Here is a 15,079-nt window from a genome sequence, read left to right as displayed (position 1 = left end):
CGGGCGGTGCGGGCGGTGCCGGTGGTGCGGGATTGGGGTTCGGCGGTGCGGGCGGCTGAGGCGGGGGCGTGGCGGGGGCGCTCCGATTGTCCTCCGAGGGATTCTCCGGTGCCGTCATCCGCCGATGTCCGTGACCTGCGCGGGCCCATTGGGAGCGGCCTGGTCGGTGCGGTGGGCGGGGTGCGGGGCGGGTTCGCGGCGGCGCCAGTCCTCGGGGATGACCGTCTCCAGGATGTCGTCGACGGTGATGACGCCCAGGATGCGGTCCTGGTGGTCGACGACGGGGACGGTGAGCAGGTTGTAGTCGGTCATCAGCAGGGCGACGTCCTCGGCATCGGTGTCGGGCAGCACCCGGACCGGTTCGGTGACCATGACCTGCTCAAGGCGGGCGTCCGGATCGGCCTGCAGCAGGGCCACCAGGGTCGCGGTGCCGATCAGCCGGTTACCCTCCGCGACGACGTGCACGCTGGTGAGCGCCTCGGGCTGGAGGGTGCGAGCAGCGCTGACGCGTCCCAGCACCTCGGCGACGGTCGAGCCGGGTGGCGCGGTGAGGATGTCGAGGGCCATCAGCCCGCCGGCGCTGGAGGGGTTGAAGCCCATCAGTGTCATGACCTTGGTGCGCTGGCCGGCGGGCAGCGCGTCGAGCACCGGTTGGCGGCGGTTCTGCGGCAGGTCGTTGATCGCGTCGGCGGCGTCGTCCGCGCGCATCCGCGCCAGGACCGCGGCGATCTGCGCGTCGCTCCGCTCCCGGAGCAGGCGGGTCTGCGAGTCGGGCTCCAACTCCTCGAAGACGTCCGCCTCCAGCTCGGGATCGGCGTGCACGGTCTGCAGGATCTCGCGCGACTCGGTGCGGTTGGCGTCCTCCAGCAGGTCCGCGATGTCGGCCGGCTTGAGCCGGCCCAAGCGCCCGAACGTCCCCCGCACGCGGGCCGACTGGGCATGGCCGATCAGCGGCTCGAAGGACTTCCAGTCCCGCCACTGCGCCTGGGACTCGCCCGCGAAGAAGCCGAACAGCCGGGGCCGGTGCGGGGCGGTGTCCAGGCCGTCGACGACCCACCCGTCCGGGCGCCCGCGCAGTTCGAGGTCGTGGGCCCGTACGAGTTCGACATCGGCGACATCGATGACCCGGTGCCCGAGCACATCCGCGCGCAGCAGCACCTCCCCCTCGCGCCGCTCGAAGGGCCGCAGGTCCACGACCTCGCTGGTCAGTTGGACATGCTCCCCGTCGAAGTCCGCAACCTGCTCGACGGGGAGGAAGACCTCACGCCTACCGACTTCCGAGACGAGGCCGGTGACCACGGGGTAGTCGCGGCCGCGCAGTCGCACGATCACATCGGACAGACGGCCCACCACCTCGCCGGCGCGCCCCACCAGGGGGCGGCGCAGCAGCTGGGACAAAGACACGACACGGTCCACGGTACGAAGCTAGCCCGCCCGCCTCCCCGGCCCGCGAGGCGCACCAGGGCAGGCCCGCCGGATGGCCCGAAGGGCTCAACGCGGACCGGTCAGTGGGATTCGCCGTGGTGGTGGGCGGCGTCGACGAGCACGTGGGCCACGTCGCCCGGCAGCCCGAAATGGTGCTCCAACCACACGGCATCCTGACCGTGGGTGGCGAACACCCACGCGGTCTGCAGGCGGTTCGGGCTCGGCGGGTGCTCCCCGGAGAGCAGCGGAGCCAGCTCCCGCGCGGGGAAGCCCTCCAGGGTCGGCGCGCTGAACCACGCCTCGGTAGTGTCCTGCGCGAGCTGTCGGGGGGCACGCCGGGAATGACTCCGGCGGGTGTAACCGAGTGCTACGAGGATGCCGAGGGCCGCGACCACGGCGCCGATGAGCGCTGCGCCGACCACGGGCCGGTCGTCGGCGGGGGAGAGACCCAGCGCCGCCATGGCCGCGAGAGCGACGATGACGGCGACGATCGCGGCCGTTCCCTCAGCGGAGCTCGGGTGGGGCAGAGCCCTCATGGCGATCCCTCCTCTCCTCCACCGTCCATGGTGGCCCCGATGCCCGTTCAATGCTCTTTTGTCGCGTTTATCGCGGCCTGTCGACGGGCGCTCTCGACCAGGAGGAGGACCACGTCGGTGGGCAGGTCGAGGTGCCGGGCGATCCACCTGCTGTCGTAGCCCTGCCGGACGAAGACCCACGCGGTGTAGAGCGCGTTGAGGCTGGGCGCGTGCGGTTCGAGCACCAGCGGGTGGACGGCCTCGGTGGGGAAGTCCTCCAGGGTGCGGGCGGTGAACCACGGTCCGTCCGTCGTCTGGTCGGCGGGCGCCGCCGTACGTCGGGGGCTTTGCAGCCGCCGCCAGACCACGCCGGCCACCACGAGGACCGCTGCGGTGGCACCGATCAGGGCACCACCGATCGCGGGCCGCTCCTGCATCGGAACCGCGCTCAGGACGACGATCTCCAGCACGCTCACCGTGAGTACGGTGAGCACCGCCGAACCCTCGCGGGTCCGCAGCCGGGGGAGTGCCCTCAAGTGGACCATGACTGGACGATTCCTTTCCTTCCCGTTCCTCTTCCCGTCGGCCCGGCTACCGGGTGGCTGCGGCGCTGACGGCCTTGGGGTTGTTAGCTGCTGGTCGTGGAGTGGGCATAAGTGCGCTTGAGTGTGCGGGAGTTCTCTCGGGAGTCCCATTCCTAGTGTCCAATTCAGTGATGTTTGAAGTGGTTTGACGGTTTGTCGGTGATTGTGCGCATGCTCGGACTGCCCGGTGGATGAGGGAGGTGGTCGGCCCGACCGGGGTGACGGTGCGTGACCGCCTGAAGGGGCTTACGGCGGAGGATGAGAAGGTCCTGCGGTTGGTCGGCGGGCATCTCGGTTCGCTGGCCTCGCGCGATCTGACCGCCCGGTGCGCGGACGGCCTGGGGCACTGCGCCGACAGCTGGGCGGTCCGCAAGCGGGATTTGACCCCCGATTCGTCGTCGCGGTGGGCCGGGTCGATCACGAAGGCGACCCACGACCAGTGGGCGCTGTCGCGCCGGGGGCAGGCCGCACACCTGGACAGCTTGGACACTGGTATCCGCACGCTGCGCCACCGGCTGTCCCTGCCGATCGGGGAGAAGGGCACCAAGCGCGCCCCGGGCGGCTACCGGTCCAAGCATGAGTGGTTCGTCAAGTCCCGCCGCCTGCACGCCCTGGAGGAGCGCCGCGCCGCCGTGGGTGCGGATCGGGAGGCCGGGCGGGTGCGGGTGGTGCGCGGGGGCCGCAAGCTGCTGAACACCCGGCACCACCTCGCCGCCGCCAACCTCACCGAGCCGCAGTGGCGGGCGCGCTGGCAGGCGGCGCGCTGGTTCCTGTCCGCCGACGGGGAGTCGGGCAAGCGGTGGGGGAACGAGACGATCCGCGTCACCCCCGACGGCGCGGTGAGCATCAAGCTGCCCGCACCCCTCGCCGGCCTGGCCAACGCCGGGCACGGCCGGTACGTCCTGACGGCGAGGGTCGCCTTCGCGCACCGGGGCGAGGAATGGCGCGACCGCATCGAGCACAACCGGGCGGTGGCGTACCGCATCCACCTGGACGTTTCCCGTGAGCGGTGGTATCTCGACGCGGCCTGGACCCGGCCGGTCGTCCGCACCGTCCCGCTGGCCACCGCCCGCGCCGCTGGCATGGTCGCCGTGGACACGAACGCCGACCACTTCGCGGCCTGGCACCTGAACCGCGACGGCAACCCCGTCGGCGACCCCCACCGCTTCCCCTACGACCTGTCCGGGTCGGCCTCTCATCGCGACGCCCAGATCCGCCACGCCATCACCCGCCTCCTCCACTGGGCCAAGCGCTGCGGCGTCGACGCCATCGGCTTGGAGAACCTCGACTTCGGCGACGAGAAGACCCGCGAGAAGCACGGCCGCAAGAAGCGCTTTCGCCAGCTCATCTCCGGCATCCCCACCGGGAGGCTCAAGGCACGCCTCGTGTCCATGGCTGCCGAGATGGACCTGTCCATCGTCGCCGCGGACCCGGCTTATACCTCCCAATGGGGTGCGCAGCACTGGCAGAAGCCCATGGCCGCCCCGCACCGCAAGACCACCCGACACGATGCCGCGAGCATCGCGATCGGCAGGCGCGCCCTCGGACACCCTCCCCCAGCCTTCGGCCGGGGGTGCCCCCTTCGGCGACGGACGCAACCGCCCCGTGCACACCAGAGCGATGTGCACGGGCATCGGAGCGTCCAGGTCGAACCAGGTGCCCGGGGGCGTGAGGAAACCCGCCACCCAGCCACGGACCGTGCACACGATGCACCCGCCCGAGCAGGGACAACGAGAACGCGGGCGACCAGTCGGGCATCCACCACCGTTCGGGATGCACGCAGTGACCAGCAGTGGGCCAACGACCCACTCCTGCCTACTTAATTGGAACGGTAGTACAGGGTCATCTCTGCCTCCGTACGGGTGCGTGGGTTCGGGGGGCGTTCAGTTGCTGCCGTGCCAGCCGGCTTCGATGCGGTGGCTGCCGTCGGGGCCGGTGACGGTGCGCCAGTGGGCGTGCAGCTGAACCGCCTTGCGGGCAGGGGCGGTTGTGCGCTCGGGAGCGGGGGTGTCGAGGAGGCGGAGGATGCTGTGGTCGAGGGGGTTGTCGCTGATCCTGCGCGGGAAGGCGGTCAGGAAGGCGCGCAGGCCGCCCCGGGCATGGGTGGCGGGGAACGGGCTGCGGGACTGGAACGCGGCGAAAACGGACATGGGAACGTCACCTCCGGGGAGCGGCGTGCGGTTGGGGTGCGCGGGAGGGTCAGGGCGCGGGTTCGAGGAACTCCAGCAGGTTGCCGACCGGGTCCTGGCTGTAGAAGCGGCGGCTCGGAGGGAGGGAGTCGTCCCAGACGACCGGGGCTCCGTGTGCGGCGACGCGTTCGGCGAGGGTGTCGATGCCGCTGACGCGCAGTCCCGGGTGGGCTTTGGTGGTAGGGCGGAAGTGGTCCTCGATGCCGAGGAAGAGCTGGACGCGGCCGTCGTCGGCGGCGAACCAACAGCCACCGCGGCTGGAGAGTTGGGGCGGCTTGGGGATTTCGGTCATGCCGAGTGCGCCGGTGTAGAAGGCACGCAGCGCGTCCTCGCTGCCGGGGGGCGCGGTGAGCTGGACGTGATCGAGTGAGACGAGCACGGGAGTGTCGCCTTTCGGGTCGAAGGGCTGGTGGGCCAGGCCTGCGGTGGTGGTTGCGGCTCAGAGACTCAGCGGCGCGGGGGCATGGTGCCCGGGCCGTCCGGGCCTGAGCTCTCGGCCTGCTTGGCGATGCCGGCGGTGGCTGACGCGGGCAGGTCGAGATGCTGGGCAAGCCACTCGGGGCGGTGGCCCTGGAGGGCCAGCAGGTAGGCGGCGTGCACCCGGGCGTCGTAGGCGACGTCGGGTGAGGTGGTGGCTGCGAAGTCGCGGGCGTCCATGAGGTAGAGCCGGGAGATCCCGTCGTGCAGGGTCAGGCGGAGGCAGCCGCGGGCCGTGGGCGCGGGTGCTCGGTCGGCTTGCGACGCTGCCGGCGTCGGCTGTGCGGTGGTGTGCCGCGCGGGGAGTGCGTCTCTACGGCGGATCGTCCGCAGCAGCCGGGAGAGGCCCAAGCCGGTGTTGGTGGTCTCGCGCGTCGTGGTGCGCGGCCGCCGAGCGGTCTGGTTGAACGTCAGGCTGGTGATGGTGAACCCCCTGGAGTGCCAAGGCTGTTGCCACGGCTGTTGGGAGGCACGCGCAGCGTTCGGACGCCCCGGTCGACTCGGTTGGGACCGTCCGAGTCGAGGTGGGGCGAACCGCGGGCATGGCGCAGAGGCCGACCGTGTGGGAACGGGTCAGCGCGTGCCGGAGTGAAGCGAGGACAAGCGGACGGGGGGCCGTTTGTGGCCCGGACTACTGCAACTCGAATCCATGTCTCTCGCCTCCTTCCGGCCGGGACGCACAGCGGTGCGCCGAATCGACACGGCAAGGAGCGGACCGGCCCGAATGGCCGGCTCACCCCAACTCGTCAGAGCTTTGGCACGTCACGGCGTGATCCCTGCTGCCTCAGCGAGCGGGAAGCCACTTGGGATCAACCCTTAGGTCGGGAAGATCTGTCCTGATCCGGAGCGTCTCTCGACGGGTGGGATCAGTGGCCTGTGTCCATGACGACGCCTCACCGAACGAGGTGCCTTCTTAAAACCCACATCGACTATAGACCGCCGATCGGGTTGCGCAACCCCCGCGCAGGTCGATCCTGACACTTCTCTGACAGTCGGGTGCCCTTCCGGGCGCCGCGGATTCCGGCCTGGTCAGAAGCCTGATCGTGTCAGTTGCCCAGGCCTCGCAGCTGCGAAAAGAAGGTGAAAGGGCGGACTTGACAGGCAGTCAACGAGGAGGGCCATACTGTGCGACGTGACACCTCGTTCGGTGAGGCGTCTGCACGGATACAGGCCACTGACCCGACGACGTCGAGAGACGCCCAGGGTCAGGACAGGTCTCCTCGGATTAAGGGGTGACCCCAAGTGGCTTCCCGCTCGCGCAAGTTGCGGGCGGGATCACGCCGTGCAGTGTCGAAACTCTTACGTGAGGGGTGTCCGCCAAGAGCAGCCCGTGGCCGAGCCTGGTCCTGTGCTGCCCGGGGGCCCCGGCTGCCCGCCGGGGGTCGGTCCGGCCTGCTCGCACGTCCTTCACCTTCACCCGTAGCCGTCCCGGACCCGCTCCGCGGACGCCGCGGGTGCGGATGCGGGTGCGGGTGCGGTTCACGCTGCGCTCAAGGCTGCTGCCACCACCTGCCCCGGCCCCGACCCTTCGACGTGCCCGAGTACGGGCGTGTCTTCAGCCTGCCTGCAGGCATTTCGCAGGAGGAGATTCGACATGGCCTTCAACAGCACCCGTTCCGCCCCAGGGCACGGCCCCGATGACCCGGTGGCCGGCGCCCCGGCCACCTCGGCGGTGATGGACAGCGCGCACGTCGGCGACATCGTCGGCGCGCTGGGCACGATCAAGGCCACGCCCGGTTGATCTTCGAGCGCTTCGGCAGGTTCTGGGGCGCCTTCTCCGTCGGTGACCTGTTCCTGGTCAACTCCCTCACCATCGTCACCGAGTTCATCGGCGTCGCACTCGCACTCAACTACTTCGGCATCCCCAAGTACGTCTCGGTGCCACTGGCTGCGGTCCTGCTCTTCGCCGTCGTGGCCGGTGGGTCCTTCCGCCGCTGGGAGCGCTTCCTGTTCGCGCTGATCGCGCTGAACATCGTCATGCTCCCGATGGCCCTGATGTCGCACCCCAAGGTGGGCGAGACCGCGGCCGGTTTCGTCCCGCAGTTCCCCGGCGGCCTCAACTCCACGCTCCTGCTGATCATCGTCGCCATCGTCGGCACCACCGTCGCGCCCTGGCAGCTGTTCTTCCAGCAGTCCAACGTGGTCGACAAGCGCATCACCCCGCGCTGGATCCGCTACGAGCGCGCCGACCTGTGGATCGGCATCGCCGTCGTCATGATCGGCGGCGTCGCGATCATGGCCACCTCCGCGTTCGTCTTCAAGAACACCGACCTGTTCGGCCAGTTCGCCGACGCGGGAGCCGTCGCCGACGGCCTCAAGACCCACGGCAGCCACGCGCTGGGCTCGCTCTTCGCGATCGTCCTGCTCGACGCCGCGCTCGTCGGCGCCAACGCCGTCAGCCTCGCCACCACCTATACCCTCGGCGACACCCTCAAGAAGCGCCACTCCCTGCACTGGAAGCCTTCCGAAGCCCCGATCTTCTACGTCGGCTAGCCCATCCTGATCGGCATCTCGGCCACCATCATGCTCGTCTCCGACGCGCACCTGCAGGGCCTGATCACCCAGGGCGTCCAGGCGCTGGCCGGCGTCCTTCTCCCCTCCGCCACCGTCTTCCTGGTCCTGCTCTGCAACGACCGTGCGGTGCTGGGGCCTTGGGTCAACACCGTCAAGCAGAACATCGTCGCCGGCGTCATCGTCTGGGTGCTGGTCCTGCTCTCGCTGGCTCTGACCGCCGCGACCGTCTTCCCCGGCCTGACCACCGCCCAGCTGGAGACCGGCTTCGCCGTCGGCGCCGGCATCGGGCTGCTCGGCGGCACGTGCGTCGCCCTGCGCTCCCGCAGCTCCGCCAACGCGGCAGCCGAGGCGGCGTTCGCCGCAGTCGACCTGACCGATATCGACCTGACCAATATCGAGCGGCTCGACACCGCACCGCTGACGCGCGCCGAGCGCAAGGACCTGCTGGAGGCCGACCGGATGGCCTGGCGGACTCCGGCTCTCGAGACCCTGCCCAAGCCGCAGTTCTCCCCGCTGCGCAAGGCCGGCCTGCTCACCCTGCGCGGCTACCTGCTGATCGCCGTGATCCTGGTGATCGTCAAGGTCGTCCAGCTGTACACGGGCTGACCACGACGGCCTGACGTAACAGGCTTTGACGGTAACGGGCTTTTTTGACGGTAGCGGACTGGGGCGTGGCGGGCGTGAGGGGGCCGCCACGCCCCAGGCTCGTACTCGCTCCGCGTTGGGAGGCTATCCATGCCGACGACATCCGCTCGGCGCCCTTGCCCTGAACAGCGGGTGCTCGTCCTGGTGGGCTTCAACGGCAGCCCGCGAGGAGACCGGGCACTCGCCTACGCCGCCGGCCACGCCGCACGCACGGGAGCCGATCTGCTGCTCCTGGCCGCGGACGAGGACCCCGCACTGTGGCCCACCCACGTCCGGCGGCGCGATCAACGGGTCCAGGCACTGCTGCGACAGGCCGAAGCCGTACTCGCGGGACTGGACGTCCGGTGGCGGATGCAGATCAGCGATGCCGCTCCGAGCGCGGCCCTGCGCGACTGCGCGCGCCGGTGCCACGCCGACCTGATCGTCGTCGGCGCCTCCACGGCCCGCTGGCGTCGCCTGCTCTCCCACCGGGTGGGCGCCGCGCTCGCCCGCGATGCCCCGGCGCCGATCCTCGTCGTGCCCTGATCGGCAGATCTCAAGCACGGTGCCATCCGGTCGGCTTGACAGAGTGTCATGGATGGCCGACAGTAACTAATGTAAATGGATGTCATTTTCGTTAGGAGTTCGAGCGCCGTGAAGGTTGCGTTCGTGGGGAAGGGCGGCAGCGGCAAGACCACGCTCTCCGCGCTGTTCGCCCGCAGGTTGGCCGCCGACGGCGGGACCGTGGTGGCGGTGGACGCCGACATCAACCAGCATCTCGGGGTCGCCCTGGGGCTGGACGAAGACGAGGCCGCGCGGTTGCCGGGCATGGGCGGCCGCCTCACCGAGATCAAGGAGTACCTGCGCGGCACCAATCCGCTGATCCGGTCGGTCGCTGCCATGGTCAAGACGACGCCGCCCGGTCGCGGCTCGCGCCTCCTGCGGCCCGGCGGCGGCGATCCGATCCACCGGGAGCTGGCGCGCGAGGTGGCGGGTGTGCGGCTGATGGCGGCCGGTGCCTTCACCGAGGAGGATCTAGGTGTCGCCTGCTACCACTCCAAGGTGGGCGCGGTGGAGCTGTATCTGAACCACCTGGTCGACCTGCCCGGCGAGTACGTGGTCGTCGACATGACGGCCGGCGCCGACTCCTTCGCCTCGGGCATGTTCACCCGCTTCGACCTGACCTTCATCGTGGCCGAGCCCACCCGCCAGGGAGTGTCCGTCTACCGGCAGTACCGCGACTACGCGGCCGAGCACCAGGTGGCGCTCGCCGTGGTCGGCAACAAGGTCACCGGGCCCGCCGATGTGGACTTCCTGCGCGAGCAGGTCGGGGGCGACCTGCTGGTCTGCCTGGAGCACTCGCCCTACGTCCGTGCGCTGGAGCAGGGGCGGTACGCCGAGTTGAACCGGCTGGAGCCCGCGAACCTGGCCGCCCTGGACCGGCTGCGCGCGGCGGTGGACGCCCGGCCGCAGGACTGGGAGGCCTTCCAGTCCCAGGCCGTGGCCTTTCATCTGAAGAACGCGACGGCCTGGGCGAACCGGGCCACCGGCGAGGATCTGGGCGCCCAGGTCGACCCGGGCTTCGTCCACGGCCCGACCGCCCTTTCCGCATCCCTTGTCCATCAGCCCCGCCAGGAATGGAACTCGAATGTCGCTTGATGTCTCCCCGGCTCTGCTGGCCCGCGCCGAGCGTGGAGAGGTCGACGAATCCGACTTCGTCGACACCGTCCGCACCTCCCTGCCGTACGCGTACCAGCTGATCGCCGGGCTCAGCACCGAACTGGCCGCAGGAGAAGCGCCGTTCGCCGACAACACCACGCCGCCGCCGTCGGAGGCCGAGCGCGGCCAGTTGCTGCGCGCGCTGGCCAGCGACGCCATCCGGGGCAGTCTGGAACGCCACTTCGGGGTGCGCCTGGCCTTTATGAACTGCCACCGGGTCGCCGCCTTCCGGCCGGGCTGCGAGCAGGACGAGCCGTACCGGAAGTTCACCTCGGTCCGTTCCCAACTGCTCAACCAGTCACCGGAGTTCAGGGACTGCTGAGTTCTGACGGATCCGTGGACGGCCGGCGGGCGGACCCGATCCGCGCCGGAGCGTTCCTGCTCGCCGCCCAGTTCCCGGGGCAGGGGCACGCGGAGGTGCTGGGCCGGACGGTGGACGCCGCGGTCGCCGCCGAAGCGGCCGGGCTCGACAGCGTCTGGCTGGCCGAACACCACTTCGTGCCGTACGGGATCTGCCCGTCGGCGACGACGCTCGCCGCGCTGGTCCTCGGCCGCACCCGCCGGATCGGCGTGGGCACCGCGGTCAGCGTGCTGCCCACGACGCACCCGGTCGCGCTGGGGGAGCAGGCGGCGCTGCTCCATCTCACGTCCGGCGGCAGATTCACGCTCGGCGTGGGGCGCGGCGGCCCGTGGATCGACCTGGAGGTCTTCGCCGCGGGCGTGCGGGCGTACGAGCAGGGCTACCCCGAGTCGCTGGACCTGCTGCTGCGCTGGCTGCGCGACTCCCGGGTGGGCGCCGACGGACCGTGCTACTCCTTCCCCGAGGTCGACGTGGTGCCCCGTGCGACGCAGGGCCCGCCGGTGCTGCTCGCCTGCACGTCGCCCGGCAGCGTGCGGCTGGCCGCCGAGCGCGGACTGCCGATGCTGCTCGGGATGCACTGCGACGACGGCGAGAAGCGCGAAATGGCCGCCGCCTACCGGGAGGCCGCACGCGGCGCCGGTCGCACCGCTGAGCAGATCGCCCGGGCCGAGCGCGAGCACGTCGCAGCCGGGCTGGTGCAGATCGCGGACAGCGCCGCCGAGGCCCGCCGGGTGCTGATGGAGTCGATGCCGGGCTGGTTGCGGATCGGCCTTGGCGCGCATCGCACGGTGGACGGGCGGCCGAGACCGCTGCGCGATCCGGACGGGTATGCGGCGCTGCTCTGCGACCTGCACGCGGTCGGCACGCCCGCGCAGTGCGCCGACCGGCTGGCCGCGACGGCGGAGCGCACCGGTATCCGGCGCTTCGCGCTGCTGGTCGAGGGCGCCGGGGGCCGTCGGCGCACGCTGCGCAACGTCGCCCGGCTCGGCGCCGAGGTGCTGCCGCTACTGGGTTGAGGTGCGTAGACCGACCGGCCTCCAGGCGTGAGTCCGACTATAGCGTAATGGTTTTCGTTTTCATCTAGTGTAGTGTCAGGCCCAACGCTTCGCGGCAGCGGTGCTGTTCCCGTGTGTCGCCGCGTTCGCTGCCGCTTTCCTCCTGCCATTCGGAGTCGCCATGTCCGCCCACTGCCAACTCACCGGCCGCAAGCCCGGGTTCGGCAACGCCATCTCGCACTCGCACCGCCGCACCCGGCGCCGCTTCGACCCCAACATCCAGACCAAGCGCTACTGGTTGCCGAGCGAGCGCCGCTTCGTCCAGCTGACGCTCAGCACCAAGGGCATCAAGACCGTCGACAAGCTCGGCATCGAGAAGACCGTCGCCCGGCTGCGGGCCCGTGGGGAGAAGGTCTGATGGCCAAGCGCAGCAAGATCGCCAAGAACGACCAGCGCCGGACCGTCGTCGCCAGGTACGCCGAGCGCCGCGCCGAACTCAAGCGCCTGATCGCCTCGCCCGCCACCTCGGCCGAGGAACGCCTCGCCGCCCAGGCTGAGTTGCAGCGCCAGCCGCGCGACGCCAGCGCCACCCGGGTCCGCAACCGCGACGCCGTCGACGGCCGCCCGCGGGGCTACCTGCGCGCCTTCGGGCTGTCCCGTATCAGCGTGCGCAACCAGGCCCACGCCGGATTCCTCCCCGGCGTGCGCAAGTCCAGCTGGTAGCAGCCGGCTCCATCAGCCGGTCGCGCCCCGTGCCGCGTGGGCTCTCCCGGGCCGTGCGGCCCGGGGCGCGACCCCCAGCCAGACCGTCAGCACGCCAGAACGCCAGATCGTCAGAAAGGAAGACCCGTGTCCCAACCCAGCCTGCTGCCCGTGGTGGTGGTCGGCGGCCTCCACGAGGCCGAGCGCCGTCAGGCCGTCCTGGAGCTGCTCGCCGACTGCGAGGGCGCGGTGGTGCTGCACCACGACCTGAACCGCGCGGGAGAGGGGCGGGTGTACCGGGGGGTTTGGGACACGTCGGGCCCGCTGGGCGACGCCCACCTGCCGCTCACCAACGACTGCCCGTGCTGCGCCCTGCGCGAGGACCTGCTGCCCGAACTGCGGAAGATCGCCGAGGCCGGCCACCACCGCCTGGCGGTGGTGGAGTTGTGGGGTGGCAGCGACCCTCATCCGCTGGTCGAGGTGATCGCGGGCGGCGAGGTCGGCGACCGCTGCATGCACGAGGTGGTGGAGGTGGTGGGCGTGATCACCGCCGTGGACCCGCTCAGGGTCGTCCCCGAACTCTCGGTGTCGGACGAGCTCTCCGAGCACCACCTCCACACCAGCGCCGACGACGATCGCACGCTGGCCGAAGCGCTCGCCCACCAGATCGAGTACGCGAACGTGCTGGCCGTCAGCGTCCCTCGGGAAGCCGCCGGCAGCGAGGAGTTGCACGCCGGTCTTGCCATGCTGCGCCAACTGCGCCCGACCGCACGGGCGGTGCGGCTGGGCACCGGCACGCTCGCCGCCGCCGCGCTCGCAGGCTTCGACGTGGAGGACGCCCGCGACCGGGTCAACCCGGCGCTGGCCCTGCTGCCCCAGACCGCCGACGAGGCGGGCGTCGCCACCCTGGTCTGGGAGCGGCGCCAACCGCTGCACCCCGGCCGTCTGTACGAGGCGCTGGACCAGCTCGTTCCGGCCGCCCAGCGCAGCCGGGGGCGCTTCTGGCTCGCCAACCGCCCTGACCTGATGCTCGCCTGGGACGCGGCCGGCGCCAACCTGGCGGTCGAGGAGTGCGGCCCCTGGCTGGCCACCCTCCCCGACGCGGCCTGGGAGCTCTACCCGCCCGCGCGCCGGGCGGCAGCGGCGCTCGACTGGGATCCCGTCCACGGAGACCGGGTGCAGCAACTGAGCTTCACCGCAGAGGGGTTGGACGTGGACGGGATCACCGAGCTGCTCGACTCCTGCCTGCTCACGGAGGCCGAGCTGGCCGCCGGGGAGCCCGGCTGGAAGGCCCTGCCGGACGCTTTCGAGGAGCTGCTCGACCCGGTCTGCTGAACCCGTCCCCCCGCCGCTGGCGAGAACCTGAAAGAGAGTGCCGACCATGACCAAGATCGCCCCGGCCCGCAAGGACCGCAAGCCTCGCGCCAACCCCCTGCACGAGGCCCGCATCACCTACATCGACTACAAGGACACCAATCTGCTGCGGAAGTTCATCTCCGACCGCGGCAAGATCCGCAGCCGCCGCGTCACCCGGCTCACCGTCCAGCAGCAGCGCGCGATGGCCACGGCTATCAAGAACGCCCGCGAGATGGCGCTGCTGCCGTACGGCTCCGGCGTCACGTCCCCCGTGAAGGCCGGCCGGTGAGCGGCAGGCTCCCGGTCACTGTGCTGTCCGGGTTCCTCGGCGCGGGAAAGACCACGCTGCTCAACCACCTGCTGAACAACCGCGACGGCCTGCGGGTCGCGGTCATCGTCAACGACATGAGCGAGATCAACATCGATGCGGCGCTGGTCCGCGAGGGCGGGGGAGCGCTCTCGCGGACCGAGGAGCGGCTGGTCGAGATGACCAACGGCTGCATCTGCTGCACCCTGCGCGACGACCTGCTGGAGGAGGTTGACCGCCTCGCGCGGGCCGGTCGCTTCGACTACCTGCTGATCGAGTCCAGCGGCATCTCCGAGCCGATGCCGGTCGCCGCGACCTTCGCCTTCGCCCGCGACGACGGCGCCATGCTGGGCGATGTCGCCCGCCTGGACACCATGGTCACCGTGGTCGACGCCGCCAACTTCCTGCCCGAACTGCGCGGCGGCGACGAGCTGACGGCCCGCGGGCTCGACCAGTACGAGGACGACGAGCGCACCGTCAGCGACCTGCTGATGGACCAGGTGGAGTTCGCCGATGTTCTCGTCCTCAACAAGACCGACCTGGTCAGCGCGGACGAGGCCGACCGCCTGGCCGCAGCGCTCAGCCGCCTCAATCCCGCCGCCCGGATCGTGCGCGCCACCGAGGGACGCGTGCCGCCCGCCGAACTCCTCGGCACCGGGCTGTTCGACCTGACCAAGGCCCAGGAGGCCCCGGGCTGGGTGGCCGAACTCAACGGCGACCATGTGCCGGAGACCGAGGAGTACGGCATCAGCAGCCTGGTCTTCCGCGCCGAACGGCCGTTCCATCCGGGCCGGCTCTGGGAGTTCATCAGCGGACGCCTCGACACGGGGGAGTTCGGCACGGTCCTGCGCTCCAAGGGCTTCTTCTGGCTGGCCTCCCGACCCGCCGTCACCGGCCTGTGGTCCCAGGCGGGATCCGTCGCCCGGTTCGAGCCCTCGGGCATGCGCGCGACCCGCAGCGCCGGGCCGCTGCCGCCCGGCCTGAGCGATGCGACGAGCCTGCCCGGCCTGACCAGCCTGGGCGACGTGACCGGCCTGGGCGATGAGCAGGCGCACGGCGGCCAGGAGCTGGTCTTCATCGGCACCGCGCTGCGCAAGGACGCCCTGCACGCCGCGCTCACCGGCTGCCTGCTGGACGGCGCCGAGCAGGCAGCCGGCCCACACGCCTGGACGACGTTCGAGGACCCGTTCCCGGAGTGGGACGACTACGGCCTCCAGGACGAGCACGACCACGACCACGACAACGACCACGAGCACGACCACGACCACGACCACGATCACGACTACGCCCACGCATAGCCCATTACTCCGA

19 protein-coding genes and 2 riboswitches are annotated in these 15,079 nt (G+C 71.0%); of the genes, 13 read left to right on the top strand and 6 right to left on the bottom strand.

Translation table 11 applies throughout. The annotated features are described in order from the left end of the window. Nucleotides 1-114: 114 nt before the first annotated feature. From P3T34_RS03240 to P3T34_RS03230, 3 genes are all read right to left on the bottom strand, one after another. Complete coding sequence (locus P3T34_RS03240) at nt 115-1,404, bottom strand: CBS domain-containing protein (RefSeq protein ID WP_280664433.1); 1,290 nt, start codon at nt 1,402-1,404, stop codon at nt 115-117. Nucleotides 1,405-1,505: 101 nt separating this feature from the next. Next, entirely contained in the window at nt 1,506-1,961 is a 456-nt protein-coding gene (locus tag P3T34_RS03235; protein ID WP_280664432.1) for a hypothetical protein, read from the bottom strand. 47 nt (nt 1,962-2,008) lie between these two features. Continuing rightward, nucleotides 2,009-2,485 (bottom strand): hypothetical protein, encoded by a 477-nt coding sequence (locus P3T34_RS03230; RefSeq protein WP_280664431.1) that lies wholly within the window; start codon nt 2,483-2,485, stop codon nt 2,009-2,011. A gap of 230 nt (nt 2,486-2,715) precedes the next feature. Between P3T34_RS03230 and P3T34_RS03225 the strand changes: the two genes are divergently transcribed. Then, on the top strand, nt 2,716-4,347 hold the full coding sequence (locus P3T34_RS03225) for a transposase (RefSeq protein WP_280664430.1): 1,632 nt from the start codon (nt 2,716-2,718) through the stop codon (nt 4,345-4,347). A 60-nt stretch (nt 4,348-4,407) separates the two neighbouring features. Here the strand turns inward: P3T34_RS03225 and P3T34_RS03220 are convergent, their stop codons facing one another. The 3 genes from P3T34_RS03220 to P3T34_RS03210 form a co-directional block, all read right to left on the bottom strand. Further along, entirely contained in the window at nt 4,408-4,674 is a 267-nt protein-coding gene (locus P3T34_RS03220; protein WP_280664429.1) for a hypothetical protein, read from the bottom strand. 49 nt (nt 4,675-4,723) lie between these two features. Further along, a complete protein-coding gene (locus P3T34_RS03215) occupies nt 4,724-5,092 on the bottom strand; it encodes a VOC family protein (RefSeq protein WP_280664428.1) in 369 nt (122 codons plus the stop codon). Nucleotides 5,093-5,160: 68 nt separating this feature from the next. Then, nucleotides 5,161-5,541 (bottom strand): hypothetical protein, encoded by a 381-nt coding sequence (locus tag P3T34_RS03210; RefSeq protein WP_280664427.1) that lies wholly within the window; start codon nt 5,539-5,541, stop codon nt 5,161-5,163. Between the two features lie 379 nt (nt 5,542-5,920). After that, nucleotides 5,921-6,102: riboswitch (M-box (ykoK) riboswitch) on the bottom strand. Nucleotides 6,103-6,322: 220 nt separating this feature from the next. Next, nucleotides 6,323-6,507: riboswitch (M-box (ykoK) riboswitch) on the top strand. Nucleotides 6,508-6,784: 277 nt separating this feature from the next. Here P3T34_RS03210 and P3T34_RS03205 point away from each other — a divergent pair. The 12 genes from P3T34_RS03205 (at nt 6,785) to P3T34_RS03150 (ending at nt 15,066) form a co-directional block, all read left to right on the top strand. Then, nucleotides 6,785-6,931: a hypothetical protein gene (locus P3T34_RS03205; protein ID WP_280664426.1), complete on the top strand. Its 147-nt coding sequence runs from the start codon at nt 6,785-6,787 to the stop codon at nt 6,929-6,931. Then, entirely contained in the window at nt 6,928-7,683 is a 756-nt protein-coding gene (locus P3T34_RS03200) for a divalent metal cation transporter (protein ID WP_280664425.1), read from the top strand. The genes P3T34_RS03205 and P3T34_RS03200 overlap by 4 nt, the downstream gene beginning before the upstream one ends. Nucleotides 7,684-7,713: 30 nt before the next feature. Then, on the top strand, nt 7,714-8,310 hold the full coding sequence (locus P3T34_RS03195; protein WP_280664424.1) for a hypothetical protein: 597 nt from the start codon (nt 7,714-7,716) through the stop codon (nt 8,308-8,310). Between the two features lie 129 nt (nt 8,311-8,439). After that, nucleotides 8,440-8,874, top strand: coding sequence for a universal stress protein (locus P3T34_RS03190; protein WP_280664423.1), 435 nt, complete (start codon nt 8,440-8,442; stop codon nt 8,872-8,874). A gap of 108 nt (nt 8,875-8,982) precedes the next feature. Then, entirely contained in the window at nt 8,983-9,987 is a 1,005-nt protein-coding gene (locus P3T34_RS03185; RefSeq protein WP_280664422.1) for an ATP-binding protein, read from the top strand. Beyond that, complete coding sequence (locus tag P3T34_RS03180) at nt 9,977-10,369, top strand: SCO5389 family protein (RefSeq protein ID WP_280664421.1); 393 nt, start codon at nt 9,977-9,979, stop codon at nt 10,367-10,369. Before P3T34_RS03185 ends, P3T34_RS03180 begins: the two co-directional genes overlap by 11 nt. A gap of 38 nt (nt 10,370-10,407) precedes the next feature. Then, on the top strand, nt 10,408-11,424 hold the full coding sequence (locus P3T34_RS03175) for an LLM class flavin-dependent oxidoreductase (RefSeq protein WP_280671798.1): 1,017 nt from the start codon (nt 10,408-10,410) through the stop codon (nt 11,422-11,424). 160 nt (nt 11,425-11,584) lie between these two features. Then, nucleotides 11,585-11,821 carry a 50S ribosomal protein L28 gene (gene rpmB, locus P3T34_RS03170; RefSeq protein ID WP_280664420.1) on the top strand — a complete coding sequence of 79 codons (237 nt, stop codon included), beginning with the start codon at nt 11,585-11,587 and terminating at the stop codon, nt 11,819-11,821. Then, nucleotides 11,821-12,126 (top strand): 30S ribosomal protein S14, encoded by a 306-nt coding sequence (rpsN, locus tag P3T34_RS03165; protein WP_280664419.1) that lies wholly within the window; start codon nt 11,821-11,823, stop codon nt 12,124-12,126. Before rpmB ends, rpsN begins: the two co-directional genes overlap by 1 nt. 126 nt (nt 12,127-12,252) lie before the next feature. Beyond that, nucleotides 12,253-13,440: a GTP-binding protein gene (locus P3T34_RS03160; protein ID WP_280664418.1), complete on the top strand. Its 1,188-nt coding sequence runs from the start codon at nt 12,253-12,255 to the stop codon at nt 13,438-13,440. A 46-nt stretch (nt 13,441-13,486) separates the two neighbouring features. After that, nucleotides 13,487-13,750, top strand: coding sequence for a 30S ribosomal protein S18 (gene rpsR, locus P3T34_RS03155; protein WP_280664417.1), 264 nt, complete (start codon nt 13,487-13,489; stop codon nt 13,748-13,750). Beyond that, nucleotides 13,747-15,066 (top strand): GTP-binding protein, encoded by a 1,320-nt coding sequence (locus P3T34_RS03150; protein ID WP_280664416.1) that lies wholly within the window; start codon nt 13,747-13,749, stop codon nt 15,064-15,066. Before rpsR ends, P3T34_RS03150 begins: the two co-directional genes overlap by 4 nt. Nucleotides 15,067-15,079: the final 13 nt, after the last annotated feature.

Source organism: Kitasatospora sp. MAP12-44, from assembly GCF_029892095.1.
In the GTDB taxonomy this organism is placed as follows: Bacteria; Actinomycetota; Actinomycetes; order Streptomycetales; family Streptomycetaceae; genus Kitasatospora.
The sequence above is the reverse complement of the archived record's forward strand: the minus strand, read 5'-3'. Positions and strand labels throughout refer to the sequence as shown.